We start from the raw sequence: 24,616 nt of genomic DNA on the forward strand, positions 1-24,616 counted from the left end.
ATTAGTCTCCTAATCCGCTAAAGTCCACCTTTGGTACTGCTTTTTCTTCTTCAGGCACTTGAAGAAATTCAGCTTGTCTGAAGCCGAACATTCCAGCAATTACGTTTGTTGGGAAAGTTTCCAACTTGACATTGTAATTGCTTGTGACACTATTGTACAATTGACGAGCATAAGAAATTTTGTTTTCTGTGTTGGTCAATTCTTCTTGCAATTGCATGAAGTTGGTGTTGGCTTTCAAGTCTGGGTAGTTTTCAGCCACCGCAAAGATGCCTGCTACTTGACGGGAAAGAGCATCACTGGCTGCCATTGCTTCTGCAGGTGAAGAAGCTTGCGCTACTTGTTGGCGAAGTTGAGTGACCTTAGCAAGGGTATCCCCTTCGTACTTGGCATAGCCTTTAACGGTTTCGATCAAGTTTGGAATCAAGTCATTTCGACGTTTCAATTGTACATCAATTTGACTCCAAGCTTCGCGAGTTTGCATCCGGCTTTTCACCAAACCGTTGTAAACTCCTACTACAATCAACACAAGGACCACAATGATCCCAAGAATAATCCAAATCATTTTATTGAATTCCTTTCATTTCTTTCTACCAGTATATCAAATTTCCCTTATTTTGTGGTAAAATAATAGCATGAAACCAGAAGAATTTTATGCCCGTTTAGCCGAACTCGGCTTTCCATTAACTGATCGTCAAAAAGAGCAATACGAACGCTATTTTGAGCTCCTCGTGGAATGGAATGAAAAGATTAATCTCACTGCCATCACCGAAAAAGACGAAGTCTATCTCAAGCATTTTTATGATTCGATCGCACCCATTTTACAGGGTTTGATCGAAAACCAACCCATCCGTCTCTTGGATATCGGGGCTGGCGCCGGCTTTCCGAGCCTTCCTATGAAGATTCTTTTCCCTGAACTAGATGTGACCATCATTGATTCCCTTAATAAGCGGATCAATTTTCTCCACTTGCTGGCTGAAGAGTTAGGTTTGAGCGGAGTTCATTTCTACCATGGACGTGCTGAGGACTTTGCACAAGATAAGGCCTTTCGTGCCCAATTTGATATCGTAACCGCCCGCGCGGTTGCCCGCATGCAGGTCCTCTCTGAACTGACAATTCCTTACCTGAAAGTAGGGGGACGTCTTCTTGCTCTTAAGGCCAGCAATGCTCCAGAAGAGTTGGAAGAAGCCAAAAACGCCCTCAACCTGCTCTTTAGCAAGGTTGAAGACAATCTACAGTATGAATTGCCAAATGGCGATCCACGCTATATCACTCTTGTCGAAAAGAAAAAAGAAACCCCCAATAAATACCCAAGAAAAGCAGGCATGCCTAATAAGCGGCCATTGTAGTAAGATACAAAGGGCTAAGAGGATAAAGTCAAATAAGAGGCTGGACAAAAGTCCTGGCCTCTCAATTGTCTTTAGATTGTCGAGCAAGACGCAGTGGTTGAGTGGGCTCTACTACGCTGATTTCATCAGCTTTTACAGCCCTACTCAACTGTGCGGAGGTGGGACGACGAAATCGAATTCTAATGAATTACCGATTTCTGTCCCACTCTCTTTTTTATTTTTGTTTCAATTCTGTTCGCAGGGCTTCTTGCTGCTCTTTTGTCAGATGAACTCCCTTACTTGCTACAATTTGACTAGAGACTTTATTGGCAAAGCTTAAGGCTTGCGCGATATCTAAACCTTCTAAACGAGCGGATATAAAAGCTCCGACATGGCTATCCCCAGCACCTACTGTATCAACGACTTCTGCTGGGAAACCGTCCGCCTCATACCAGTTGCCATCATAGGCAACCGCTCCTTTTTCCCCCAAGGTGACAATGACTAATTGCCCCGTTCTCTGATACAAACGTTCGATGGCTGGCTGGATCTCTCTACACCCAGAAAAAGCCAGTGCTTCAGCCTCATTAACATGGAGAATCGGATGCAGATCATAAATTGCTTCCAGTCGATCTTTGGGAATCATGAGTCCGCGTGGTCCTGGTGCGAAAATCACCTGGCCTTCTAATTGCGAAACAGACTGCACCAATGCAAGACCGGTTGGCTCCTCGACTTCAAGGCCACACAAGTAGATGTAATCAAACGGATCTGTCTCGATCTCTTTTAGCCACTCTGCTTGGAAGCTATACTCCACTCCATGATCCGATAAGAAGGTCCTCTCACCATCAGACTCTACAAAGCAATAACAGCACCCATTGGCCCCCTCTAATGAGATGGAGGAGGAAATTCCCAATTGTTTCAGCTCTTTCCTTATAAAATCACCATACATACCAGAACCGACTGGCGAAACAAATTGGTAGGGCTGCGACAAAAAATGAAGGATATTGACGACATTAAAGGCACAACCTCCTACAGACCATTGCTGGTGATCAATATGAGCATCTCCTTCACGACTCGGCAAACGATCCAAGTAAATCATCACATCACAAACTGTAGAACCAATAATTAACGCAGCTGTCATCTTTTTCTCCTTACTTTGCCTTCTATTATACCAGAGGAAACATAAAAAACAACCAACCCCTTGTGGAGTGGTTGCTTCTCTTTTTAATCACGATAAACAGGTTGAGGCCCAAAGGTTTGGGAAACCGGCATGATTTCAATCCGATTGACATTGACATGCTTGGGCTGTTGGAGCAACCAAGCTACGGTGTTGGCAATGTCTTCCGGCTGAATGGCATGGGCATCTCGATAGAGGGCTTCTACCCGTTTTTCGTCTCCTTTAAAGCGAACAGAAGAGAACTCCGTTCCTTCGCAAAGACCGGGTTCAATATTGCTGACACGAATCTTCTTGCCAGCTAGATCCGCCCGAAGATTGAGGGAGAATTGCTTGACAAAAGCCTTGGATGCCCCGTAAACATTGGCCCCTGGATAAGGCACAGTTCCTGCTGTAGAGCCCAAATTGATAATATAGCCATCATTTCGTTCCACCATCTGGGGCAAGATTTTCCTTGTCAGATAGGTCAAGCCGACAATATTGGTCTGAATCATGGTCAGCCAGTCTGCGACCTCTGCTTCATAAGCTGGGGCGAGGCCTAGGGCCAAACCAGCATTATTGACCAAAACATCCACTCTCTCCCAAGCTTTTGGCAAACTGGCAAGTGCATGATCTACCTGAGAAAGATCCGTCACATCCATTTGCAGGGGATAAAAGGCTTCTCCCAACTCTTCTTGGAGGGCCTGTAATTTTTCGATGCGTCTAGCTGATCCGATCACACGGTATCCATCTGCTACTAAACGACGGCAAATCGCTTGACCAAAGCCAGCTGAAGCTCCTGTTACTAAAATCGTTTCTGACATGACATTACCTCCATGGATTGTAAAAACGTCCCTGATTGACAAAGATCCATCAGGTTCTGTTTCGACTTAGAATCTAGATGAAACAATCCTATCTTGCAAAATTACTTCTTGTATTGGAAGGAAAAATCCTTCAGTTCAATCATTGCTTCTTTCATTTAGTTTGCCTTTTCCCAAAAGAGCGCAAATTGGATGGCTAACTCCGCGATGCGATCCTTGCCATCTAAGTCCTCATGACTAGATAAGGTTCGGATATCCCATTTTTCTTCAGAGAGGTGGTCCGCCGCGTAGAAAAAATGGCAGAGTTCAAAGCCCCGAAAAGCTGCTAATGCCGCCACTGCCGAACATTCCATATCCACACAGATGGCTCCTGCTTCCTTTCGACGTTTCATCTTGTCGATGGTTTCCCGATAGGGAGCATCGGTCGTCCACACTTTTCCTGACTGATAAGAAACCTTGTGACTGTCCAGAAAAGCTTGGAAGAGAGGAAGGCTTTCCTTATTTACTTCCACTTCATCACTAGCCGGAAGATAGTGGTAGCTGGTCCCTTCATCACGAAGAGCTGCTGTTGGAATGATGATGGAGGTCGCTTCAATATCCCTGTCCAAAACCCCACAAGTCCCAAAAAGAACGAGTTTTTCCATCCCAAATTGAATCAAATCCTCAATAATTCCCACACAAGAAGCTGCCCCAACGGGCGCATTAAAGGCAGCGATCTGTTGGTCTCCGATAGTGATCCCATAAACGAAAACTTCAAAGTTGGCCATGGAGGTTCTTGTGATGACCTCATGTTCATAATTTTCAAGGAGGCGCGCAAAAGTTACTCTTGAAAAGCAAGAGATGACTACTTTGGGAAATCCTTCAATTGGTTTGTGTAAGTCTTGTGGATTAATAATAGCCTGTCGGTTGGCGTCAAATTCTTCTAACAGCATTTCGTGCACCTCTTTCATTCTACTTCTAGGTCCCTATTATACCACAATTAGCCTAGTCATTGGTTTTTGATCAAAGGTAAGAGTATAAAAAAGAACTGCTCCCAGACGTTAGATTTTTCGGATCAAACGTCGGAAGGACAGTTCACTTCGATATTGTTACTTGTTTTCCAATTGCGCTAATTCTAGCAAGCGTTCTTTGGACAATTTTTTAATTTCAATTTGACTAGCATCAAGCAGCTGGAATTCATCTGGCTCTAAGGCCTCCAGTAAGTCCTTCAGAGCAAGAGAACCAATTGGATGGTAATTTTCTGGCTTATCCGGATCTCCATCGATCGCAACCAATAGCACCCGCCAATCAATGATACCTGCTAAGCCCACGATTTCTACATATTCTGCAGGAACATGTGGCACCCGTGGCAAGACCGTATCCGTATCTTCTGTCAAGCTATAGCTGGCTAAGAAGGCTCCTGTCTCCTCCTGTTGGTAAAAACGGACTTGACTGAAATAAGCTGCACTATATTGAATCTTCTTGATAAAGGCGGAGTAGGCTTCTAGGGGATGGACATGGTTCAAGACTTCCTGCACTGTATCCCGATCCAAATAGACCGGATGAGCGAAGCCTTGTACTTCAAACTCTTTTAGATCTTTTTCCTTGGTCAAATTCCCCAGCGTTTCTAGGATAACGACTTCATAATCAAAATGGAAAATAGAATCTGGAGTATAGCTCACGCCGTCGCTAGCCACAATCTCCGTTCCCAACACTTCTGCTAAACGACTGATCCAGCGCAGGGCCAACTGCCAATCTTCTTCTATCGCAAAAGAGGGCACCTGAATTTGATAGGACTCTTCCTCATCAAAATAGCATAACTGCAGAGGAAGACCACTCTTTCTATACACGATACAGTTCAAGCCTTCAAAATCATTTAAGGGACGATGAAGAGTAGCAGGATCATAGTTGTAGGTTGTTAACCCCTCCACTAATTTAAGAACTTCCTGTGCTGCGAGTACTTTCTGATAGCCAAATAAGCTCTTTTTATTTTTGATTGAAAACACGATACTCATTTGTTTTCTCCTTTGTGAAATCGCTTACCTAAAGTATAGCACAATTTTCAATCAATTTCCATATAAAAACAGCCTGAGCTTTCAGACTGTTTGTTCCTATTATGCAGGTGCTCCATCCAGCGTCTCACCGATAAGTGCCAAACGCCCAGCAACCTCTGCTTGTGACAAGTTATGTTCTTCTACATAACGATTGCGAGGGTGAACCCGGCACTCATGCGAACATCCGCGAAGATACTTGTCTTCGTTTTCTTCTGAGGTCAAGATGCGACGGTTACAGAAAGGATTTCCACAGTTGACATAGCGTTCACATGGTGTTCCATCAAACCAATCTTTTCCGACAACGCTTGGATCGACATGGTTGACGTCGACTGCAATCCGCTCGTCAAAGACATACATTTTCCCATCCCACAGTTCGCCTTGAACTTCTGGGTCTTTCCCGTAAGTGGCGATTCCACCGTGCAATTGACCGACATCTTTGTAGCCTTCACGGACCATCCAACCTGAGAATTTCTCACAACGGACTCCACCAGTACAGTAGACGACAACACGCTTGTCCATGAATTTTTCCTTGTTATCACGGACCCATTGTGGCAACTCACGGAAGTTGCGGATGTCTGGACGAATAGCCCCACGGAAGTGACCAAGATCGTACTCGTAGTCGTTTCGAGTATCAAGGACAACGGTATCCTCGTCGAGAAGAGCATCTTTAAATTCTTTTGGAGACAAGTAAGCACCTGTCGTTTCAAGAGGATTGATGTCGTTATCGAAGTTATCATCTTCTAAACCAAGGTGGACAATCTCTTTCTTATAACGTACAAACATCTTCTTGAAAGCTTGCTCTTCTTCCTCATCGATCTTGAACCAGAGATCTTCCATCCCTGGAAGGCTGTGAACGTAGTCCATGTATTTTTGCGTTGTTTCGTAGTCACCAGAAACGGTTCCGTTGATCCCTTCATCAGCGACTAGGATACGACCTTTAAGGCCGATTGATTTACAGAAAGCCAAGTGATCAGCCGCAAATTGTTCTGCGTTTTCGATGGGAACATATTTATAGTAAAGTAATACACGAATAGGTTTTGCCATAATATTCTCTTTTCTAAGATTAAATTATCAGAATTTTTCATTCAACTATACCAGTATACTCTCCCAAGAAAACGAATGCAATTTATTTGACTGAAAAATAAAAGCCTGGGAGACCAGACTTTTACACGATGAAACCAAGTTACTCTTCCTTTTCCAACTGATCCAGATATGCATCATAGCGTTTTTTCTCAACTTTTGCAAGAAGCATTACAAGGGTATTCACTCCCCATACAATTGGAAGATTCAGTAAAAAGGTAATAGGAAGTACTAATAAGAATTTTGAATGGAAGGGATTTGACTGATAGACAGCCTGGTTTAATTGAAAATTTTGAGCCCAGATGAACAAGGAGAGAATTGAGGTTACTGCAACAATTCCCGTCACATTTAGATAGCTATAACTGATAAATCTCACACCCAATCGTTGACAACGAACAGAATAATACAATCCTGAGACGATGAGTAAGGCTACCACCATGATTGGACTGAGCCCCACCTTAGATGTAAAAATGGATCCTACACTAAAAACAGTTAAGGCAAGGAAAAGAAAACCAGCCGTCTCAGCTCCAGCCTTATTAGCTAAGCCTTCTTCTCGTTCATCTATGATTGTTTGTTCAGCAATTGTAATCTCATTGCTTTCTCCTTATTCTTCATCCTCTAACTCTGCCTCGATCTTCTCTTGTTTTTTCCGATTGATAAGAGCAAGTGGTTTTTCAAGCAGATCTGTCAGGATGGCAAAAACGATGATTTCTAATAAAATTTTGATCAGATACTTGGGACTCAAGATAAAGCTCGTTGCCTCTCGCTTTCCAATCACATCCATGGCTATCATCAGCACAGCAAAGAATAGACCTGACCCAAGGCGACTTAACCAGCTATCTTTTTCTAACATATCTCGAACATCAATACCTGAACTGATCCTTCTCACAAAGGCATAGGCTCCCATGGCAATCAGAAGGAACATCTCAGGGAGATAAGCGACTAGGTCTAAGTCCAGGATACTGGATTTCACAAAGGCGGATAGGGCAATAAAGCAGGTCATGCCAAGGACAAGTTCTCCTGCGATTTTTCCATCAAGTAGCATGGTCCGTTCATCTTTTACAATTGGTTCTTTCTTTTGTTTCATATGTTTCCTCTTTCTATGTTAAAACTGTTACTCCCAGAACAGTTGATCCAGCGTCTTATCCAAGGTCTTACAGATGGCAAGGCAGAGACTGAGGGTTGGGTTATACTTTCCCGCCTCAATCAGACCGATGGTCTGGCGCGTCACTCCAATGGCATCTGCAAGATCCCCCTGGGTCATATCATGCTCGACCCGGGCCATTTTTAATTTGAGATTTTTCGCCACATGATTTTCCTTTCTTGTTTTTATAGCTTTATTATACACTATATTTTCTATTTTGCAATATATATATTGCATTTTGTAAAAAATATTTTTGATAAAACTAAGAAAGCCTGGTTTCCCAGGCTTTCTTAGTTTCCTCTTCTTTTTGTTAGAAATGACTGTAGGATATATGATAGTCCCCATCCTAATCCAGCACCCAGTATGACCGTGAGGACAAAGCAAGTGATGGTCGCTAGATCTGGTGATACCATCACTCGATTGACATAGTCTATCGATTTACCACGATCCAGTAAAGACATGCGGTAACTGGCTGGATAGAACCACATCATAAGAATGGGCCCTGTTGTCGCAAAGGCAAAAATAACAAAAGACAAGGCGTTTCGTAAATTCAAGCGAAAACGACCACTTGAGGCGACCATCTCCGCAAAACTTCCGGCGATCAAGGCTGGAATAAAGGCACCTGCACCATGACGCGAAAAGAGAAAGAAGGAGCCGATCACGCAGCCAACTATAAAGATAGATCCAACTCCTTTTATTTTTTCTAGATAATAGCGGTAGATCGTCCCGCCAAACAAGGCTGAAAAGGCAGGAGCATAAAACATATTTCCTTGATGATCGACCAGATTTCCAACTAAGACCCCCAGTCCAATCGCAAGAAAATAGAGGAAAGTGAAGGCTCCAACTTGTTTTATTTGATTCACATTTATTCTATTCATTGGATACTGATCCTAACGATGGCTAATTTTCTTCGAAAGGAAGTCCCCGATAAATTGGACCAGAACGATAAGAATCAGGATCAATAAGGTCGCCACAAAGATGACATCATTGTTAAACATGTTTTTCCCGTAGTTGATGGCCAAGGTTCCTAATCCTCCAGCACCAACGGCACCTGCCATGGCGGTTTCTCCAATCAAGGAAATGATGGTCACTGTTGTTACACGGATCAAATCAGGAAGCCCTTCACGAAGGTAGACACCGACAATATCCCAGAAGGTTGCCCCACTGGCTTGTGCTGCTTCAATCACCCCTCCATCCAACTCGGACAAGACCACTTGGACTTGGCGGGCAAAGAATGGAAAGACAGCCAAAGACAGCGGAACAAGGGCTGCTGTAGGACCAATGGTATTTTTCAAGAGCAAGTAGGTCAAGGGATTAATAAAGGCCAACAAGATAATGAAAGGAATGGCGCGGAACAAGGAAGTAATCTTATCCAAAATTTGGAAAACGATTCTATTTTCGATGACACCACCTGGACGGGTCAAGACTAACAAAAGTCCTGTCACCAAACCTAAAAATCCACCAATAATGAAGGAAATAACGGTCATGTAAAGAGTCAAGTAAATAGCGGTTCCCCATCCATACTGGCCAGACCACCCTAATTTATAGACATTTGGTAAATATGTTTGAATTAACTGGATCATGCTTTTCTCCCATCTTTCACAATAGTCACGGAAACTCCTGCATTTTCTAACTCAGCTTTGGCCGTTTCCAGATTTTGATTTTCACCTGATAAGATGACCACCAATTCTCCAACAGGCGTGTGATCAAGGATCTCGATGTTCCCAAATAAAATGTTGGCAGATACTTGGTACTGCTTGTATATATCATTGATGATGGCTGTATCTGTCACAGAACCTGCATACTTGAGATGCGCCAAAATCGAATCATCAGGCAAGTTCTTAACAATCGCTTGTTGATTGATTTTCACCATGGCTTCATCAATTCCTGTTGCAACGGTAATGAAGTCTTGCGTCAAAGCATTTTTCGGATTCGAGAAGATATCTAAAACAGACCCTTCTTCAATCAGTTCGCCATTTTGCATGACAGCTACCCGGTTAGCAATATCTTTAACAATTTGCATCTCATGGGTGATCAAGACAATGGTTAAACCAAGTTTTTTGTTTAACTCTTGCAACAAAGCTAGAATTTGTTTGGTCGTCTTTGGATCCAAGGCTGAAGTTGACTCATCTGAGATCAAAATTTTTGGATCGTTGGCAAGGGCACGCGCAATCGCTACCCGCTGCTTTTGACCACCAGACAATTGTGCTGGGTAATTCTCTGCACGGTCAGCTAGACCAACCAATTCCAACAATTTCGCCACTTTCTCATTCTTTTGTTCTTTGTTTAATTTAGAATGTTTAAGAGCAAATGCTACATTTTCTGCGACAGTCATTTGAGCCATCAAGTTGAAGTGTTGGAAAATCATTCCGATATCCCGACGTTTCTCCCGAAGGGCAGCCGGTTTCAAGGTCACCTGATCTTGATAAATCACATCTCCGTCCACAGTGATGGTTCCGGCGCTGGGCACTTGCAAGAGATTGATCACCCGAACCAAGGTCGATTTCCCCGCTCCGGAATACCCTACAATCCCATAGATATCGCCTTCATTAATATGAATGGTCACATCTTTGACGGCTTGGATCTGACGTTTCTTTTGCTGGAAGGTCACATCAATGTGGTCCAGCTGAATCATTGCTTTACTCATAACTTGCTATTAACTCCTTTATCAATTCAATATGGGTGTAATAATCGGCGATTTTTACATTTTCGTCGCCCCCATGATCACGGCTATTAGCATTGCCGATTCCAAAGGCTGCCATCGGTACCTGCAAAGCCTCAAATACCGTATGCATGGGCCCTGTCCCCGCTGTTGTTGGAAGAACAGAGACTCCTTCTCTATAGAAATCTTTGGCCAGCCGAATGACATTTAAAATCGATGGGGCACTCATATCACTTCGGTAACTCATTTCACCGAGAGTGTAGACCAATTCGACCTGATCATAGCCATTTTTCTTCAATTGCTGATTGATCTTTTCTAAGACATCCTTGGGATCCAGTCCAGGAACCAAACGCACCTCCATCTTAGCACGCGCCTCTGCTGGAAGAATCGTTTTAACACCTTGGCCTTGGTAACCAGAGCCAAAACCTTCAATATTCAGGGCTGGTTCAAAATAGAAACGGCGCAGGAATTCTTTTCGGTCTTCCTTCAAGATTGGGAGGGTTAGACCATAGGTTTCCGCAACATCTTCTGGTCCTTTGTTGGCATATTGCTCGATCAAAGCTAGCTCGCGTTCATTGGGTTCTTGGATCTGATCGTAAATCCCATCCACCAAGATTCGGCCTTCTTTGTCACGAAGACTGGCGATGGCATTTAACAAATACCAAGAAGCAGAGTCCACCACACCACCATAGCTGGAATGAATATCCACTTCTGCACTCTTCACCACCATATCAAAGGTGACGATCCCCTTGCTACCACCAGAAATTTCCAACTGACCCTGATTATTTCGGGTACCTTGTTCCCAGACTAAGAGGTCTGCCCCACGCAAGTGTTTCTTGTGTTTGGCCAAGTATTTATCCAAGTCCGTCGATGCAGACTCCTCTGCCCCTTCGATGATAAAGGTGATATTGACTGGCAAATCGCCACTTTCACGAATGTATTTTCGAAGAGCTGTGAGACGAGCTGTGATATGCCCCTTGTCATCATCAACCCCTCGACCGTACATGGTCCCATAATGAACTGATAAGGTAAAAGGGTCTCCCGTCCAAGGTTGGTCTCCATCAGCTGGTACCGTATCATAGTGGTTATAAAAAATGATGGTTTTAGCTTCAGGATTTGGCGAGAAAAATTTGGCAATCACAAAAGGGGCTGTGTAGCTATCATCAACTTCGACTTTGGCTCCTGCAGCTGTAAAAATTTCCCCCAAATAGTTGGCTACTTCCTTGAGACCAACTTGTTGGGCAAAGATGGATTTTTTTGAAATCAAGGTTCGCAACACTTCAAAATAATGTTGTGCGACCTCATCATTTTCAAATTTACGGATTTGTTCCGCTTCTGTTGCAAAAGGCATGCATTCCTCCTAATACACGATAAGAGGTAGAGAATTGCTTCTCCACCTCCTTCATACACTTGAGATCAAATCTTAGAAGACTGGTTGGTCCATTCCTTCTGAAGATTCTTCGATCACTTTCTTCACATTGTCTTTGTGATAGGCTTTGATGATTTCTTTGATTGCTTTTGCTTTATCAGATTTTTCCCAATCTTTCTTAGCAGCGATCACGTTGTACCATTGTTTTGAGTTGTTGTCTTTCTTTTCAACATAGATAGCTTTTTTGAAATCAACGCCTGCTTCACGAACGAAGGTATTGTTGATGACTGCAGCATCTACTGATGGAAGAGCAGATGGTGTTTGTGAAGCATCCAATTCAGAAATCTTCAAATCTTTTGAATTTTCTTTGATGTTTGACACGTTTGCCAATTGTCCATCTTTGGTATCCAATTTAATCAAACCTGCTGATTGCAAGACATACAAGGCACGGCTTTCATTTGTTGGGTCATTTGGTACAGCGATTGTTCCACCTTTAGGAATTTCTTTAATTGAAGTGTATTTGTTTTTACCGTTTTCTGTACCAGAGTAAAGACGGATTGGAGCGATGTACGTATCTGCTACTGCAACAAGGGCATTGTCGTTTTTAGAGTTCCAGTTATCAAGGAAGTTGTAGTGTTGGAAAGCATTGATATCCACGCTACCATCTTTTACAGCCACGTTTGGTTGTGAGTAGTCTGTAAATTGAGTGAATTCCAATTTGATTCCTGTTTTAGCGTCATCCAAGTTCTTTTGAACTTGATCCCAACGAGCTTTTTCAGTATCGCTCAAAGTCATGACACCTACTTTTACAGTTGTTTCACCATCTTTGCTAGATGATTTTGAAGAACCACATGCTGCAAGAGCAAATGTTGCAATAGCTGCAAGAGCTGTTAAACCAAGAATTTTTTTCAATTTCATTTTGAAGTCTCCTTTAATTATATATTATTCTTTAATATCTTTTGCTTCTGGTAGATAAACTCCACCAAAGTATTTTTTAGACAGTTTTTCAAGGGTTCCATTGTCATAGAGTTCCTTGATACGTTTGTTGACAAATTTTTGAAGGTCTTTATCTTCTTTTGCAATAATTGGATACACATAAGGTTGTTGGTCGCTTGGAAGCTCGATAACCTTCAAGTTGTCATAGCCTTGATCACGAATGATAGTATCTACTGAGATCCGTTCGAAGATCTTGTAATCTGTACGACCATCCGCTAAATTAGCCATGATGGTTTGAATGGTTCCATCTGTGTATTGCAAGTCAGTTGGATTATCTGAATGTTTTTTATTGAAATCTTCTAATTGTTTAGCAGTAGATGTTCCTTGAACAACTTCTGTTTTCTTGCCACCAATGTCATCCAACGATTTAATAGAAGAATCTTTTGGTACGACCAACACTAATGGATTGCGAGCATATGGATTTGGATAGAGGTATTTTTCTTCCCGCTCTTTTGAGTAACTAATGTTGTTGGCACCGATTTGGAAACGGTCACTATCTAAGCCAGCAAAGACGGAAGACCACTCTGTTTTGTTAAAGTTTACTTCATATTTGTCTGAGCCTTTGAAGATTTCACGCAAAACTTCGATTTCATAACCGGTTAGCTTGCCGTCTTTTTCTTCGTAAGAGAATGGTTTGGTTGTTCCAACAGTCCCAACTTCAATGGTTTTCTTACCACTGGCTGATTTACCAGATGAACATGCTACTAAAGCACTGGTTGCAAGGACTGCAACTAATCCTAAAGCAGAATACTTAATCACTTTTTTTAGATTCATAGGATCTCCTTATTCGTTTCAGGCACATAAAACGCCATTTTAAAAGTATTTTTTAATTTTATCAAAAAAGCATTTACTTGCCTAATATATATTTTTTATGGAGGTGATAGTTTTTCTTTATCACACTTCTTTGGCCTTAAAATATCGCAATAAAGCTTGCGCATTTTCAACATAATAGGGAACCGATACCTCAAAGGCTGCATCATCGATGGTCATGTGATCATGATGGAGGTCTGGCGCATCCGGCTCTCCATTCGAACCGATAAAGGCAAAGACTCCAGGAATTCGCTCTTGGTAAAAGGCGAAGTCTTCTCCAGCAGTAGAAGGATTTGCTGGAATCACTTCAGCCAAACCTTGTGAAGCTTCCCAAACCACCTGCGTCAATTCCTCATCATTAAAGGTAACGGGCGGGGTCACACCCCACTCAAAAGCCACATCTACTTCCAGACTTTCTGCAATGTGTCGAATGATAGAAATAAAATGTGCCTTCAAGTCTCTTTGCACACTCGGATTAAAGGAACGAATGGTTCCTTCAAAATAGCCTGATTTTGGAAGCACATTCCAGGTTGAGCCCACATCCAGGTGCGTAATGGACAAAACAGCTGTTTCAAAGGGAGAAACGGTCCGTGAAATTAATAATTGTACATTCTGAACCATGGTTGTGACGGCCGTTACAGTGTCAACTCCTAAATCTGGTCTCGCAGCATGACTACTAACCCCTGTCACAGTAACCTTGAATTTCTCAACCCCTGCCATCATGGCTCCAGCATTCAAGGCAAGTTGCCCTGCTTTTAGCTGGGGAATATTGTGAAAACCAATAATTCCTTGAACATCCTCCAACAGTCCTGTTGCTAAAACATCAGAAGCACCTTCTGAGATTTCTTCTGCTGGTTGAAAGATCAAGCGTACGGTCCCTTCAAGCTGGTCTTCTTTTTCCTTGAGAAGAGCTGCTGCTCCCAGAAGACTGGTTTGATGAAAATCATGGCCACAGGCATGCATGACGCCTGGATTCTGACTTTGGTAGGGCAGATTCGTTTGTTCCAAAATCGGAAGGGCATCGATATCTGCTCGAAGTGCCACCACCGGTTGGCCGGACCCAATTTCTGCAATCAGACCAGTTTTTAATCTACTCTCTAAAATACGAATCCCCAACTCTTCAAGACGCTCTTTTAGAAAGGCGGTTGTCTGGTATTCTTGACCAGACAATTCTGGGTGTTGGTGGATATAGTGGCGAATCTCTGCTAACTCTTCATAAGAAAAAGACACAAGCCTTCATCTCCTTTCGAACTTAAAATTATTTTATCACTAATAGGTGTTTCCGTCTAATTCCTGTTTCTTGGATTTTGATATAGTTTAAAGCTATAGACAAAAACACTCCTAGATTCATGTCCTAGGAGTGCCAACTTCAGCATTAAGAAAGATTTCCCTCGAATTTTTCCATAAAGCTATCACTATTGTAGGCTTTTTCTACTTCCCATTTGCCATCTTTCTTAACAAAGGTCAACTGGTAGTCGTATCGATCCGGCGTCGTCAAGGGGCGATCTGCAAGAGAAGCCATCATTTCCTCTCTATAGGCTTTGTTTTGAGCCTGGTTCGCTTCGATGATCCCTGGATAGTCTTTTCGATGTTCCTGATAGAAGGTCTGCATGTGGTTTAAGATCGTCTTTTCCATGCTGACCGTCTCAGGATTTAGACTAATGACCACCTTGTCCGGGAGATATTGTTTAACCTTATAGGTTAATTTCGCACGCTTAGCATTTTCTTTTTCATAAGCATCGATAAACTGGGTCACTTCTTCTTCAGGGAATTGGTAATCATGCAATTGACGAGTAAAATCAGCCGCAAATTTCGCACGGAAATCACTGCGTTCCTTTTTCAAATCAGTTCCCAAAACAAAAGCGTCATCCTTTTTGACCTTTCGTTGGCCACTGAAGTAAACTTGATTGATGTATTCATCTGCTAGAATAGTGGAAGCTTCCACCTTGTCCTCATACTGAGAAGAATCCACCGCAAATTTTAAAGGCTTGGATTTTTTATCAGAGCTATAGGTTTTTCGTTCATACTGCACTTCATATTTTTTACCTTTTTCGACTGGAAAAACGATATAGCCGGTTAATTTTTTATCCTGGGCCAACTGATCACTCTTGAGCAGTTGGAAGGCTTCACTGTGGTCATAAATTCCTGACTGCAATTTGACCTTGTTATTATTCGCATCGTAAATGGTGATATCTGAATCTGACACGTTGATAGATTCTTTGGCAACATTTTTAAATTCCAATTGAAGGGCTAAATAGCTTCCGTCTTCTGAGTCATTGAGGACAGGTGGTTTGATGTATTGCCCTCCTTTTAAACTCACCTCGACTTGACCGTCAGATGCAGAGCTTTTCGCTGCTTTTTCTGTCTTTGCTTGCAGCGAATTTGTCTTTTGAGCACTGATTCCACAAGCCGCTAAACTCAAGGTCGCTACAGCAAATAGGGTCCATTTAAAAATCTTTTTCATCCTCATCTCCTTAAAAAAGTTTTGTTCTATTTTAACATCTTTTTCTAGCGATGTATACGCTATATAGTGATAACTCTCCCTCAGAGGGCGAGGATTACAAAAAGGCCAAGACCTTCGTCTCAACCTTTTAACTAAAATATGATTGGTTTTGGTTTTACAAGATTCCTTTTTCTTTTTGAATCATGAAATCCTTGAGGGAAATCAAGAGAACTGCAAGGAGGATCATGGCCATCCCAATCACATCAACCATAAAAAAATGCTCCTTCATAATGACAAAGGCAAAGAAAACTGCCGAAACAGGCTCAAAGGACGCCAGCAAGCTTCCTTTAACGGCTCCTACCAAAGAGGTTCCTTTCAGAAAGGCTGTATAGGCAAAAATCGTCCCAATCACCACCAAGCCAAAAAGGGCCATCCAGGTATCGAGTCTGTAGTTTCCAGAAGAAGAGAGAAGACCACTAAAAGGGAGCATTAGGATTCCTGGAATAGTCATCCCAACTCCAATCACCAGCATGCTTCCCCATTTTTGAATTAAGTTCAGAGGTAGAATGATGTAAAGGGCATAGGCAAATGCTGACACCACTCCCCAAGCCAAACCTTTGGGATTGATGGCCAATTGATTGAGTTGACCATGGGTTGCTATTAAGAATGTGCCTCCAATCGCTAGAAGCATCGAAAACACTTCTGCTAGTGTAGGGGCCACCTTATCAATGATACAGGTATAGGCTAAAATTCCCACTGGACAGAGATACTGTAACACCGTAGCAGTCCCAGCATTGGTTTCAGCAATCGCCTCTAAATAGGTCAACTGAGTCAATAACAATCCTAAAAAGGCAAAAATAAGAAGGGGAAGGTAGGAAGATTTATCTTTGGCAAAGGCCAAAAACTTCTCCTTATCTGCAACGTAGGAAAGAAGAATAAGGACAATTCCAGAAAAAAGCAAACGGAGATTTGTTAACTCAATAGCCGAAAATCCATGAACCATTAAATATTGCCCGCTAACTCCGGATAGTCCCCAAGCGATCCCGGCGATCAAGGTCATGAGTGTTCCTTTCATCGTCTTTGACATAGTCCCCTCCTAAATCTGTTCCTTACTTTTATTGTATCATAAAAGGCCGAAACGAAACGTTTCAGCCTCATATATTTCATATAAATTTATTCGCTTATTCAGGTTGAACCAAAATCTTGATTTGAGATTTATCTTGTGTTAATTCAATAAATCCTTCTTCAACGATATTTTCCAATTTAATTTTCTTGGTAACCAATTTTTCAGCAGAGAAGTAGCCTTGTTCCATCAATTCCAATACTTTAGGGAAAATATGACGGTAGGCAATAATTCCTTTGAGAGATTTTTCTTGGATAGCGAATTCATTTGGATTGATGCTAGCTTCACGTTCCCAGATAGATACGACCATACATTCCCCAGCTTTATGAACAGCTGCAAGGGCTTGACCTAAAACAACTGGAACTCCAGTCACTTCATAAGAAACATCTGCTCCACCACCTGTCAAGCGATGGATGGCTTCGACGATTGTTTCTCCTTCTTCTGGGCGAACAACGATTGCTCCCAATTCTTCCGCTTTCGCTTGGCGTTCAGGAGATAATTCAACCGCATAGATTTTTGATGCTCCTGCTGCACGAAGGGCTTCAACAATCAAAAGACCGATTGGACCCAAGCCAAAGATAACGGCTGTATCCCCAGTTTTCAATGCAGATTGACGAACGGCATAAACAGCCACAGCTGCAGGTTCTGTAAGCGCAGCTTGTTCATAGCTCAAGCCATCTGGAATCACATGGACAATGTCACCGTCAAGGACACAATATTTGGCAAAACCACCATCTGCAGCAAGGCCGACAAAGTTCAAGTTTGGATCAAGGTTATAGTCACCGATTAGGTTATGTTTTGCCAAAATTGGTTCAATCGTCACGCGATCCCCAACTTTGACACGAGTCACATCACTTCCGACTTCTACAATTTCACCAGAGAATTCATGTCCCAAAGTAACCGGTGCTTTTTGACCAGAATACACATGTTCTTCAGTTGGGATGAAGATCGGTCCATCCAAATATTCATGCAAGTCCGTACCACAGATCCCTGTGAACTTAACTGCCACTTTTACTTGATGTGGTTGTACTTCAGGTACTTCCACTTCTTCGATACGAACGTCTTTTGCTGCATGCCAGCGAGCTGCTTTCATAGTAGCCATATGATGATCTCCTTGTTTTCACCTTTTTTGTTTTCTTTTCAGGAAACTTTATATTTAAAATTGTAAACGTTTTCCTTTTGTTTGTCAAGGAAAAACTGAAGATGAAAAAGAGCAACCCTTTGACTGCTCCTTCTTATTTCTTTTTAATTCGTGAAGTCTCTATTCTCCAGCCCACCATCCAACCAAGGACGAGGAGATAATTTTCAAGTGCACCGATCCCATTGACCGGCAGATGATTGTGAAAATAACTAAAGAGATGATTGGTACCAATCCCAAGCCCACCGATAATCAAGGCCAATAAAACCGTACGAAGATAAAACCAATCGTATTTGAGATTGACAGCAATCAGGATCACAAGAACTGCCACATTCCAAATCCCAATCTCTCGCTGCCAACCGACAGAAACACCATATCCCGAATGACTTCCCATATAGGATGGAAAGAAGAGCTGAAAAATAATGGCTCCAGACATGGCGATGATAAGTAAAATAAATAAGAATCTTAACAGCCGATTCATCTTCTTCCTCCTTTAAGAAAAAACTGATTAATCTCTTGACACTTATTTTCTGTTAAAACAGGAACACCGCTACTGTTTAAATAAAATGCAATATAGTCTAATTTTTGTGAGAATGATATCATTTCTTCACCTGATATAGTTGGATCAAGCCACACATCAATTAATAGAGATAGTGTTGTAGCTGTCTCTAAAGGATATTTACAAGAAAACTCGCCCTTCTCATTTCCTTGATGAATGATTATTCCTACATATTTGGAAAGAATATTTACCGTATTTTTTAAAGAAAACAACAAGCCGAACGGTATCTTTTGTGCCCAGTCTATACCAGTAAGCTGTTTCATATTCTCATTGCCTATTAAATAATCAACTAATTGTAATAAACGATCTGTTGATGAAACTCCTTCGTTTTTTGACAATTCTTCTAGAAAAGTTGAGAGGGAGTTCGTTTCTTTCTCCATTAAGAGTTGTAGAATCTCTTCTTTACTTTTGAAGTGATGGTAAACAGCCCCTTTTGACAATCCTGTCACTGTTACTAAATCAGCCATCGTTGTTTCTTTATAGCTTTTATTTGAAAATAAGGACAAGGCTGCCTGAATAATTTGATCTTTACTTCTTTTTGATTTCATTTCTTGTTTCAAGTAACTCTCCTCCTTTAAAAAACAGACTATCGGTCTGTTTTTAATTTTATTAAATTCAGAAGACTTTGTCAATGAAATTCCATTTTTCATTCCCTCTGAAAAAGTAAAAACAGACACTAAAAGGTGCCTGTTAGAATGTAAATATATACTGAAACTTTCTGCCGTGAGAAAAGTGAGAGTGGGACAGAAATCGGTAATTCGTTAGAATTCGATTTCTTCGTCCCACCTCCGCACAGTTAAGTAGGGCTGTAAAAGCTGATGAAATCAGCGTAGTAAAGCCCACTCAACCACTGCGTCTTGCTCGACAATCCAAAAATAATTGAGAGGCTAGGACTTTTGTCCCAGCCTCTTCCAATCATTCCCCTTAAATGTTATTTAATGGCTAATCATCATATCCACTTGAAGAATTTCCAGTATCGTTAACTTTTGAATTTGAATCATCATAATTATCATTAGGTTCTACTCTATTTCTATTCTGTCCACCTTCATTTGGTTCATAAACGGTCAATACAATTCGTGTGCGGTTAATATCCACCGTACTCGAAACTTCTGGAGTTTGACTGACAATTTGACCTGCAGAAACGGATACTCCATCAGGAAGATGGTTAGTTTTTCTGATTTTAATATTAGATTCTTTGATTCCATATATTTCAATCAAATTACTTCTAGCAAAATCATAGGTTGATCCAACATAGTTTGGCATTTCAATTGAAGTTGTTTCTTTTGCTACTTTTAAAACAATCTTGGTCTTTGAACTCAAAGAATATTGCTTTCCTGGAGCTGGAGTTTGTTCAAGAACTGTCCCTGCAGCATAATCGAAGGTCTCAACTTCTTCAATCGTGATCATTTTGCTTGATACTTTATAAGTATTTTTCAGATCTTCCTCTGCTTTAGCTCGTGTTTCTCCTACATAGTTTGGCATTTCAAAACTATTTGGACCTTTTGAAACGATCAAATTAATTTTATTTCCTCGTTTTATTTTGCTACCAGTGACTGGATTTGTTTTTATAATATACCCCTCTGCAATCGAATCGCTATATTCCTCTTGTTCTTTTCCTAATTTTAAATTTTGCTTTTCAATGATTGCATTTGCTTCTGCTACTGTTTTCCCTGAGAGATTAGGAACAACTGTAGTATCTGTGCTTTTTTCTAGATCCGATTTTCCTTTATTGTCTTTTTTTGAACTTTCCGACTTTCTTGAAATAGATACTGAATCATTTTGTCTTTGATATCGTCCACTTTTTGGTAAAAAAAGCCATAACATTAGAATTAAAATGACTAATCCAATAACTAGACTTATAATTCTTTTCCTTCGTTGTTTCTTTTTTTCTTCTTCTTGTTTGATTAATTCTTCCTGCCTATAGCGTTCAGCTTGTAAAGCTAGTTTTCTCTCTTTTTCAGCTTCCTCAAACTTATACTTCTCGTATTCCCCCTCAACTTCTGAGAGAAGTATTTGTATTCGATCACGCTCACTATTATCTTTAGCTTGAGCCCATATCTTTTTCAATTCAAATATTTTATCTTTATAAAATTGCTCCTGTTTTTGTTTGAGTTCTTGCTCTCTCCGTCTCTCCTCAGCAATTGCTTGTTGTTGTAATATTTCATTTTGCTTTTCAGTTTGTCGAACTTGATTCTCTAGAAGTCTATTTTTTTCTTCTGAAGCTAATCTTTGCTGAATAGAGTGTCTATCTAACAAATCATTGTGTCTCTTTAATTCTTGATTTCGCTCTTGTTCCCTCTGTGCTGCCTCATAATCTTTTTCCCAGTTACTCATTTTTTCTCCTAATTCGCATTGATATTTTCTTGACTCGATAAAGTCATCTACTAATATTTAATCAATTTCTATAAAAGCCTAAAAATCCTTCTGTTATTTAAAAACTCATATTTCCATAACACTCACATTTTATAACTAATTAGTGTAATATATCTTTATGCAATATTATAACCAATTAAAAAAGTAAATACAAGAACATTAATAAGATATTTTTAAAACAAAAAAATAAACTGCCCCCAAAAGGTAGGCAGTAAAAATCTAACTTTTAGGGTGCAGTTCTCGATTTCTCGATTTCTCTATTACTCTTCCTTCAACTTCGCCAATTCTTGGGCAAGTAACTTGAGGGCTACTTGTGGGTTGGCTTGGCCTTTGGTTGCTTTCATGAGGAAACCTGTGAAGGCCTTGGCCGCATTCCGTTTTCCTGACTTGAAGTCGGCTACGGCTGCTTCATTGTCTGCGAAGACTTGGTGGATGATTGGAATCAAGACTTCAGGGTCTGAAATCTGTACCAATCCGGCTTTTTCGACGTATTCACGCGCACCGCCACCGTTTTTCGCCAAATGAACGAAGACTTTCTTGGCAATCTTAGAAGAGATGGTTCCATCTTCGATGATGGCAATCATTTCTACTAAGTTTTCTGGTGTTAATTGGATTTCTTCCAGTGTTTTGCCTTCTGCATTCATGAATTGCGCCACTTCACCTTGGAGCCAGTTAGACACTTGCTTGGCATCTCCACCAAGGGCTACGGCTGCTTCAAAGAAGTCAGAAGTGACTTTCGTCGCTGTCAATTGGCTGGCATCATAGTCAGACAAGCCAAGCTCTGCCACATAGCGAGCACGGCGGTCTTTTGGAAACTCTGGCAACTCCGTGCGCATTTCCTCAATCCACTCATCTGAGATTTCAAACAATGGAAGGTCTGGTTCTGGGAAGTAACGGTAATCCGCTGCTCCTTCTTTGACCCGCATAAGAATCGTGCTCTTGTTGGCCTCATCATAACGGCGTGTTTCTTGACGAATGACACCACCTGAACGCAAGATTTTCGCTTGGCGCTCCACTTCGTATTCAAGACCTTTACGGACGTTGGAGAAGGAGTTCAAGTTTTTCAACTCCGTCTTGGTACCAAATTCCTCTTGACCGTATGGACGAAGGGAAATATTGGCATCGACCCGCATCGATCCTTCTTCCATCTTGACGTCAGAAATACCTGTGTACTGGATGACTTCTTTGAGGGCTGTCAAATAAGCATAGGCTTCTTCTGGAGAACGCATATCTGCTTCAGATACAATCTCGATCAATGGCACCCCTTGACGGTTGAGGTCTACATAAGAGAAGCCATCTGTTCCGTGCGTGTTCTTACCAGCATCTTCTTCCAAGTGGGCCCGTTCAATCCCGATTTTCTTCGTTGAGCCGTCTTCCAATTGCACTTCAATCCAACCGTTGTAACCGATTGGCTCATCAAATTGTGAGATTTGGTAGGCTTTTGGATTATCAGGATAGAAATAGTTTTTACGGTCAAAGTGCATGTGCTGGTGGATATCCATATTCAGGGCCAAAGCAGCCTTGATACCAGCGTCCACAACACCCTTGTTCAAGACAGGAAGCACCCCTGGGAAAGACCAGTCGATCACATTAGTATTGGCATTTTGCTCATTCCCAAAGTGAGCAGAGGTTGGTGAGAAAATTTTTGAGTTTGTATTCAATTCAACGTGGACTTCAAGTCCGATGACTGTTTCAAAGTTCATTAATTGTCACCTCCGAAAATAAGGGGTTGTTGCTTGTGGTAGTCCGTCGTTGCTTCAAAGGCAGCTGCAGCTTGGTAGATAGTTTCTTCAGAATACTTCGGACCAATCAACTGCAAACCAACTGGAAGACCTTGCGCGAAACCTGCAGGAATCGAAATCCCTGGAAGACCTGCCAAATTGACCGGAATGGTCAAAAGGTCAGCCAAGTACATGGCAACCGGATCATGGTTGAGCGAATCCAAATCAAAGGCCACGCTTGGAGCTGTTGGACCAAGGATAAGGTCGTAATCCGCAAAGACTTTTTCGAAGTCTTGGATAATGAGGGTACGAACTTGACCAGCTTTCTTGTAGTAAGCATCGTAGTAACCAGATGACAAACTAAAGGTACCTAGCATGATCCGACGTTTAACCTCATCACCAAAGCCTTGGCTACGAGTGTTCACATAGATGTCATCCAAGTTCTTGGCATCTTCCGCACGGAAACCATAGCGAATCCCATCGAAACGTTGCAAGTTTGAAGATGCTTCAGATGAAGCGATGATGTAGTAAACGGCAACCCCGTATTTAGAGTGTGGAAGGCTAACTTCTTCGACAGTTGCTCCCAATTTTTCAAAGTGTTTCGCCGCATTAAGGATGGTTTCTTTGACTTCTGGGTCAATACCTTCCCCGAGGTATTCCTTAGGAAGGGCAATCTTCATACCTTTAATGTCTTGACCAATCTTAGAAGTAAAGTCTGCTACACGAACAGGTGCAGATGTTGAATCCTTGGCATCTTCACTGGCAATGACATTGAGCAAGAGCGCATTTTCCTTAACCGTTGGTGCAAACGGCCCAATTTGGTCGAGTGAGCTACCAAAAGCAATGAGACCAAAACGGGAAACTGTTCCATAAGTTGGTTTGAGACCAACAATCCCATTAAAAGCAGCCGGTTGACGGATAGAACCACCTGTATCTGAACCAAGGGACAAACGGACTTGACCTGAAGCGACAGAAGCTGCTGAACCACTAGAAGATCCACCAGGCACCTTGCTGTGGTCCCATGCATTCTTGGTTGGTCCATAGTAAGAAGTTTCACCAGATCCACCCATGGCAAATTCATCCATGTTGGTCTTTCCGATGACAATCATATCTTTGGCTTTGGCATTGGCAACTGCTGTCGCATCAAAGATTGGCTCGTAGTTATAGAGCATTTTTGAAGCCGCAGTTGTCAAGATACCATCTGTTGAGATATTGTCTTTGACAGCGAGTGGAATCCCTGACAGGAGGTTGTCTGCATCGATTCCTTTTTCATCAATGGCCTTGGCTTGTGCAAGAGCTGCTTCTTCGGCCACCGTTACAAAGGCATTGATCGCTTCTTCACGCGCCTTGATATCTTCAAGCGTAGCTTGTGTCAATTCGGTTGCCGAAATTTCCTTAGAGACAAGGAGGTCGTGCAACTCTTCAATGGTTTTATGGTTGAATGACATTAGGCATCTCCTCCATCTTCTAGGATAGCTGGTACCTTGATGTAGTAGTTATCTTTTTCAGGTACATTTTTAAACAAGCGATCTCGGTCAGTCCCTTTTTCAGCAACATCCGGACGCAATACAGTCTTACGATCCGCCATGGTCGTTGTTGGAGCAACGCCTGTTGTGTCCACTTCTTCCAACAATTCCACCATGTCGACAATCTTCGACAAAGTTGTTGCAAACTCAGCTGTCTCTTCTGGAGAGAATTTCAATTTTGAAAGATTGGCAACGTGGGTTACCTCTTCTTGCGTAATTTTCATCTTGCTTCCTTTCGTGAAATGATGATTTTTCAATACCCTCTATTTTACCATAATTTAGCTCAATTTGCTTGCCTTAGAAAAAATCTGTAGGACTTTTTTGTCGCTACAGATTCTTCATT

26 protein-coding genes are annotated in these 24,616 nt (G+C 41.7%); 1 reads left to right on the forward strand and 25 read right to left on the reverse strand.

Going from position 1 to position 24,616, the window contains the following annotated elements:
• Position 1: 1 nt before the first annotated feature.
• Positions 2 to 562, reverse strand: a complete 561-nt coding sequence (locus H7T92_RS01055; RefSeq protein ID WP_023918932.1) for a LemA family protein — start codon at positions 560 to 562, stop codon at positions 2 to 4.
• Positions 563 to 632: 70 nt separating this feature from the next.
• On the opposite strand from H7T92_RS01055, the gene rsmG reads away from it, so the two are divergent.
• Positions 633 to 1,346, forward strand: a complete 714-nt coding sequence (gene rsmG / locus H7T92_RS01060; protein ID WP_201036749.1) for a 16S rRNA (guanine(527)-N(7))-methyltransferase RsmG — start codon at positions 633 to 635, stop codon at positions 1,344 to 1,346.
• Positions 1,347 to 1,560: 214 nt separating this feature from the next.
• On the opposite strand, the gene H7T92_RS01065 is transcribed toward rsmG, so the two are convergent.
• The 24 genes from H7T92_RS01065 to gatC form a co-directional block, all read right to left on the reverse strand.
• Positions 1,561 to 2,463, reverse strand: coding sequence for a carbohydrate kinase family protein (locus H7T92_RS01065; RefSeq protein WP_201036750.1), 903 nt, complete (start codon positions 2,461 to 2,463; stop codon positions 1,561 to 1,563).
• A gap of 83 nt (positions 2,464 to 2,546) precedes the next feature.
• Positions 2,547 to 3,299, reverse strand: a complete 753-nt coding sequence (locus H7T92_RS01070; RefSeq protein ID WP_201036751.1) for an SDR family oxidoreductase — start codon at positions 3,297 to 3,299, stop codon at positions 2,547 to 2,549.
• Between the two features lie 155 nt (positions 3,300 to 3,454).
• Positions 3,455 to 4,228, reverse strand: a complete 774-nt coding sequence (locus tag H7T92_RS01075) for a nucleoside phosphorylase (RefSeq protein ID WP_201036752.1) — start codon at positions 4,226 to 4,228, stop codon at positions 3,455 to 3,457.
• Between the two features lie 156 nt (positions 4,229 to 4,384).
• Positions 4,385 to 5,290 carry a DUF4299 family protein gene (locus tag H7T92_RS01080; RefSeq protein ID WP_201036753.1) on the reverse strand — a complete coding sequence of 302 codons (906 nt, stop codon included), beginning with the start codon at positions 5,288 to 5,290 and terminating at the stop codon, positions 4,385 to 4,387.
• A 99-nt stretch (positions 5,291 to 5,389) separates the two neighbouring features.
• Positions 5,390 to 6,373 (reverse strand): oxygen-dependent tRNA uridine(34) hydroxylase TrhO, encoded by a 984-nt coding sequence (trhO, locus tag H7T92_RS01085; RefSeq protein WP_201036754.1) that lies wholly within the window; start codon positions 6,371 to 6,373, stop codon positions 5,390 to 5,392.
• Between the two features lie 139 nt (positions 6,374 to 6,512).
• On the reverse strand, positions 6,513 to 6,998 hold the full coding sequence (locus tag H7T92_RS01090; protein ID WP_311625820.1) for a DUF6773 family protein: 486 nt from the start codon (positions 6,996 to 6,998) through the stop codon (positions 6,513 to 6,515).
• 15 nt (positions 6,999 to 7,013) lie between these two features.
• Positions 7,014 to 7,496 carry a DUF6773 family protein gene (locus H7T92_RS01095; protein ID WP_201036755.1) on the reverse strand — a complete coding sequence of 161 codons (483 nt, stop codon included), beginning with the start codon at positions 7,494 to 7,496 and terminating at the stop codon, positions 7,014 to 7,016.
• Between the two features lie 27 nt (positions 7,497 to 7,523).
• Positions 7,524 to 7,718: a helix-turn-helix transcriptional regulator gene (locus tag H7T92_RS01100; protein WP_003005328.1), complete on the reverse strand. Its 195-nt coding sequence runs from the start codon at positions 7,716 to 7,718 to the stop codon at positions 7,524 to 7,526.
• A 125-nt stretch (positions 7,719 to 7,843) separates the two neighbouring features.
• Complete coding sequence (locus tag H7T92_RS01105; RefSeq protein WP_201036756.1) at positions 7,844 to 8,431, reverse strand: MptD family putative ECF transporter S component; 588 nt, start codon at positions 8,429 to 8,431, stop codon at positions 7,844 to 7,846.
• Between the two features lie 12 nt (positions 8,432 to 8,443).
• The gene (locus H7T92_RS01110) at positions 8,444 to 9,136 is read right to left on the reverse strand and encodes a methionine ABC transporter permease (protein ID WP_003008487.1); all 693 of its coding nucleotides are present in this window, start codon (positions 9,134 to 9,136) and stop codon (positions 8,444 to 8,446) included.
• Positions 9,133 to 10,200: a methionine ABC transporter ATP-binding protein gene (locus tag H7T92_RS01115; protein WP_155199908.1), complete on the reverse strand. Its 1,068-nt coding sequence runs from the start codon at positions 10,198 to 10,200 to the stop codon at positions 9,133 to 9,135. Before H7T92_RS01115 ends, H7T92_RS01110 begins: the two co-directional genes overlap by 4 nt.
• A complete protein-coding gene (locus H7T92_RS01120) occupies positions 10,193 to 11,566 on the reverse strand; it encodes a M20/M25/M40 family metallo-hydrolase (RefSeq protein ID WP_201036757.1) in 1,374 nt (457 codons plus the stop codon). The genes H7T92_RS01115 and H7T92_RS01120 overlap by 8 nt, the downstream gene beginning before the upstream one ends.
• Positions 11,567 to 11,638: 72 nt before the next feature.
• The gene (locus H7T92_RS01125; RefSeq protein ID WP_049492388.1) at positions 11,639 to 12,502 is read right to left on the reverse strand and encodes a MetQ/NlpA family ABC transporter substrate-binding protein; all 864 of its coding nucleotides are present in this window, start codon (positions 12,500 to 12,502) and stop codon (positions 11,639 to 11,641) included.
• Positions 12,503 to 12,526: 24 nt separating this feature from the next.
• Positions 12,527 to 13,354 carry an amino acid ABC transporter substrate-binding protein gene (locus H7T92_RS01130; protein ID WP_118095487.1) on the reverse strand — a complete coding sequence of 276 codons (828 nt, stop codon included), beginning with the start codon at positions 13,352 to 13,354 and terminating at the stop codon, positions 12,527 to 12,529.
• Positions 13,355 to 13,474: 120 nt separating this feature from the next.
• Positions 13,475 to 14,620 carry an amidohydrolase gene (locus H7T92_RS01135; protein ID WP_118095488.1) on the reverse strand — a complete coding sequence of 382 codons (1,146 nt, stop codon included), beginning with the start codon at positions 14,618 to 14,620 and terminating at the stop codon, positions 13,475 to 13,477.
• 145 nt (positions 14,621 to 14,765) lie between these two features.
• Positions 14,766 to 15,854: a DUF4352 domain-containing protein gene (locus H7T92_RS01140; RefSeq protein ID WP_260314226.1), complete on the reverse strand. Its 1,089-nt coding sequence runs from the start codon at positions 15,852 to 15,854 to the stop codon at positions 14,766 to 14,768.
• A 154-nt stretch (positions 15,855 to 16,008) separates the two neighbouring features.
• The gene (locus H7T92_RS01145) at positions 16,009 to 16,920 is read right to left on the reverse strand and encodes a DMT family transporter (protein WP_070449882.1); all 912 of its coding nucleotides are present in this window, start codon (positions 16,918 to 16,920) and stop codon (positions 16,009 to 16,011) included.
• 94 nt (positions 16,921 to 17,014) lie between these two features.
• A complete protein-coding gene (locus tag H7T92_RS01150) occupies positions 17,015 to 18,058 on the reverse strand; it encodes a 2,3-butanediol dehydrogenase (protein WP_070449886.1) in 1,044 nt (347 codons plus the stop codon).
• Between the two features lie 133 nt (positions 18,059 to 18,191).
• Positions 18,192 to 18,575 carry a hypothetical protein gene (locus H7T92_RS01155; RefSeq protein ID WP_024054673.1) on the reverse strand — a complete coding sequence of 128 codons (384 nt, stop codon included), beginning with the start codon at positions 18,573 to 18,575 and terminating at the stop codon, positions 18,192 to 18,194.
• A complete protein-coding gene (locus H7T92_RS01160; RefSeq protein WP_201036759.1) occupies positions 18,572 to 19,213 on the reverse strand; it encodes a TetR/AcrR family transcriptional regulator in 642 nt (213 codons plus the stop codon). Before H7T92_RS01160 ends, H7T92_RS01155 begins: the two co-directional genes overlap by 4 nt.
• A gap of 382 nt (positions 19,214 to 19,595) precedes the next feature.
• Positions 19,596 to 20,987 carry a PASTA domain-containing protein gene (locus tag H7T92_RS10380; protein ID WP_247926373.1) on the reverse strand — a complete coding sequence of 464 codons (1,392 nt, stop codon included), beginning with the start codon at positions 20,985 to 20,987 and terminating at the stop codon, positions 19,596 to 19,598.
• A gap of 299 nt (positions 20,988 to 21,286) precedes the next feature.
• Positions 21,287 to 22,729, reverse strand: coding sequence for an Asp-tRNA(Asn)/Glu-tRNA(Gln) amidotransferase subunit GatB (gatB, locus tag H7T92_RS01170; protein ID WP_201036760.1), 1,443 nt, complete (start codon positions 22,727 to 22,729; stop codon positions 21,287 to 21,289).
• Positions 22,729 to 24,195 (reverse strand): Asp-tRNA(Asn)/Glu-tRNA(Gln) amidotransferase subunit GatA, encoded by a 1,467-nt coding sequence (gatA, locus tag H7T92_RS01175; protein ID WP_201036761.1) that lies wholly within the window; start codon positions 24,193 to 24,195, stop codon positions 22,729 to 22,731. Before gatA ends, gatB begins: the two co-directional genes overlap by 1 nt.
• Entirely contained in the window at positions 24,195 to 24,497 is a 303-nt protein-coding gene (gene gatC, locus H7T92_RS01180; protein ID WP_002884769.1) for an Asp-tRNA(Asn)/Glu-tRNA(Gln) amidotransferase subunit GatC, read from the reverse strand. Before gatC ends, gatA begins: the two co-directional genes overlap by 1 nt.
• Positions 24,498 to 24,616: the final 119 nt, after the last annotated feature.

This window comes from Streptococcus parasanguinis (assembly GCF_016648855.1).
Classification (GTDB): domain Bacteria; phylum Bacillota; class Bacilli; order Lactobacillales; family Streptococcaceae; genus Streptococcus; species Streptococcus parasanguinis_L.